Origin of the sequence: Micromonospora globispora, assembly GCF_003857015.1 — a bacterium.
GTDB classification, from domain to species: Bacteria; Actinomycetota; Actinomycetes; order Mycobacteriales; family Micromonosporaceae; genus Micromonospora; species Micromonospora globispora.
Map to the genome: position 1 here is coordinate 1 of NZ_QGGF01000622.1, position 2,408 is coordinate 2,408.

Annotated in this window: 3 protein-coding genes; all 3 read left to right on the plus strand. The window is 75.9% G+C overall.

Going from position 1 to position 2,408, the window contains the following annotated elements; genetic code table 11:
• Window positions 1–115: 115 nt before the first annotated feature.
• Window positions 116–727, plus strand: a complete 612-nt coding sequence (gene cobO, locus DKL51_RS30920; RefSeq protein WP_109947258.1) for a cob(I)yrinic acid a,c-diamide adenosyltransferase — start codon at window positions 116–118, stop codon at window positions 725–727.
• Window positions 728–795: 68 nt separating this feature from the next.
• A complete protein-coding gene (locus DKL51_RS30925) occupies window positions 796–2,133 on the plus strand; it encodes a cobyrinic acid a,c-diamide synthase CobB (protein ID WP_243422688.1) in 1,338 nt (445 codons plus the stop codon).
• Window positions 2,130–2,408: SAM-dependent methyltransferase (locus DKL51_RS36800; RefSeq protein ID WP_260428732.1), on the plus strand; the 279-nt coding region annotated here is incomplete at its 3' end. The genes DKL51_RS30925 and DKL51_RS36800, both read left to right, overlap by 4 nt.

The following is a 2,408-nucleotide window of genomic DNA, read 5'->3' on the forward strand; positions in this document are numbered from 1 at the left end:
CCCTCACCCTCACCCCCTCTCCGCGATCTTGCAGTTGTGGTGGGGGCGCATGGGGCGAAAAGGCCCGTACCGGCAACCACGAGTGCAAGATCGCGGAAGCAAGGAGCGTGGCCTGATGCCGCAGGGGAAGCCGAGCCACGTGCCGGCCGACGGGTTGACGACGCGGCAGCGGCGGAACCGGCCGCTGCTGATCGTCCACACCGGGCAGATGAAGGGGAAGTCGACGGCGGCGTTCGGGCTGGCGTTGCGCGCCTGGACAGCGGGGCTGCCGATTGGGGTGTTCCAGTTCGTCAAGAGCGCCAAGTGGCGGGTTGGGGAGGAGAACGCCTTCCGCGCCCTCGGCGAGCTGCACGAGCGCACCGGTCAGGGCGCCCCGGTCGGCTGGCACAAGATGGGCGAGGGCTGGTCGTGGATTCAGCGCGGCGGGGAGACCGACCACGCCGCCGACGCCCGGGAGGGTTGGCGGCAGATCCAGCGGGACCTGGCCGCCGAGCGCTACGGCCTCTACGTCCTCGACGAGTTCACCTACCCGATGACGTGGGGCTGGGTCGACGTCGACGAGGTGGTCGACACCCTGGCGAACCGTCCCGGCTTCCAGCACGTCGTCATCACCGGCCGCAACGCCGACCCTCGACTCGTCCAGGCCGCCGACCTGGTTGCCGAGCTGACCAAGGTCAAGCACCCGATGGACGCCGGCCAGAAGGGCCAGAAGGGGATCGAGTGGTGACCGGCCCGGCCCGCCGTACCGACCAGCGGCGTCCCGACGGCCCGACCGCGCCGGCGCCGCCGTGGACGCTGCCACGCATCGTCGTCGCCGCCCCGGCCAGCGGGCACGGCAAGACCACGGTGGCCACCGGCCTGCTCGCGGCGCTGCGCCGCCGCGGCCTGACGGTCAGCCCGCACAAGGTCGGACCGGACTACATCGACCCCGGCTACCACGCGCTCGCCGCCGGCCGCCCCGGCCGCAACCTCGACCCCTGGCTGGTCGGCGAGGAGCGGATCGCACCGCTGCTGCGGCACGGCGCCAGCGTTCCCACGCCCGCCGACGTCGCGGTCGTCGAGGGGGTGATGGGGCTGCACGACGGCGCGGTCGGCCGCCGGGCGTACGCCTCGACCGCGCACGTCGCCCGGCTGATCGAGGCACCCGTGCTGCTGGTCCTCGACACCACCGCCCAGGGGCGCAGCGCCGCCGCGCTGGTGCTCGGCCTGCGTGCCTTCGACCCGGGCGTGCGGATCGGCGGGGTGATCCTCAACCGGGTCGGCTCGCCCCGGCACGAGACGCTGCTCCGCGACGCGCTCGCCGAGGTCGGCGTACCGGTGCACGGGGCGGTGACCCGGGCCGCCGAGGTGGGCGCCCCCGCACGTCACCTCGGGCTGGTGCCGGTCGCCGAGCGGGCCCCCGAGTCCCTGGCGATCGTCCACGCGCTCGCCGACCTGATCGAGTCCACGGTGGACCTGCCGGCGGTGCTCGACCTGGCGCGGTCCGCCCCGCCGCTGACCGTGCCGGCCTGGGACCCGGTCGCGGCCGTCGGCGGCCCGGCCGGTACCGACCGTCCGGTCGTCGCGATCGCCGGCGGTCCGGCCTTCACCTTCTCGTACGCCGAGACCGCCGAACTGCTCACCGCGGCCGGTGCGGACGTGGTGACCGTCGACCCGCTGCGCGACCCGGCCCTGCCGGCCGGTACCCGGGCCGTCGTCATCGGCGGCGGCTTCCCCGAGGTGCACGCCGACGCCCTCGCCGGCAACACCGGCCTCCGCGCCGGGCTGGCCGACTTCGACGGCCCGATCGTCGCCGAGTGCGCCGGGCTGCTCTACCTGGGCCGCTCCCTGGACGGGGTGCCGATGTGCGGGCGGCTCGACCTCACCGCCCGGATGACCGGCCGGCTCACCCTCGGCTACCGCGACGCCGTCGCCGCCACCGACTCGCCGCTGCACCCGGCCGGCGACCCGGTACGCGGACACGAGTTCCACCGCACCCTCACCGACCCGGGGCACGGCGACCGGCCGGCGTGGCGCTGGGACGGCACCGCGCACGGGTTCGTCGCCGGCCGGGTGCACGCCTCCTACCTGCACAGCCACTGGGCCGGTCACCCGCGGGCCGCCCGCCGCCTGGTCGAGGCGGCCGCCCGGTGAACCGGCCGGGCAGGCACCAGCTCAATGGGGCGGCGGACGGCCGCGGGCCGGCCGCGAACGACGGGCGCGGCGGCGGTCTTGGCGCGGTTGCCGTCGCGACGCTGACCGGGGTCGGGGTGGGACCCGGCGACCCCGAGCTGCTCACCCTCCGGGCGGTGCGGGTGCTGCGCGAGGCGGAGCTGGTGTTCGTACCGGTGCTGGACCGGCACGTCGCCGAGGGTGACGCGCCTCCCGGCCGTGCCGAGGCCACGGTGCTCGCGCACGTGGCCGCCGAC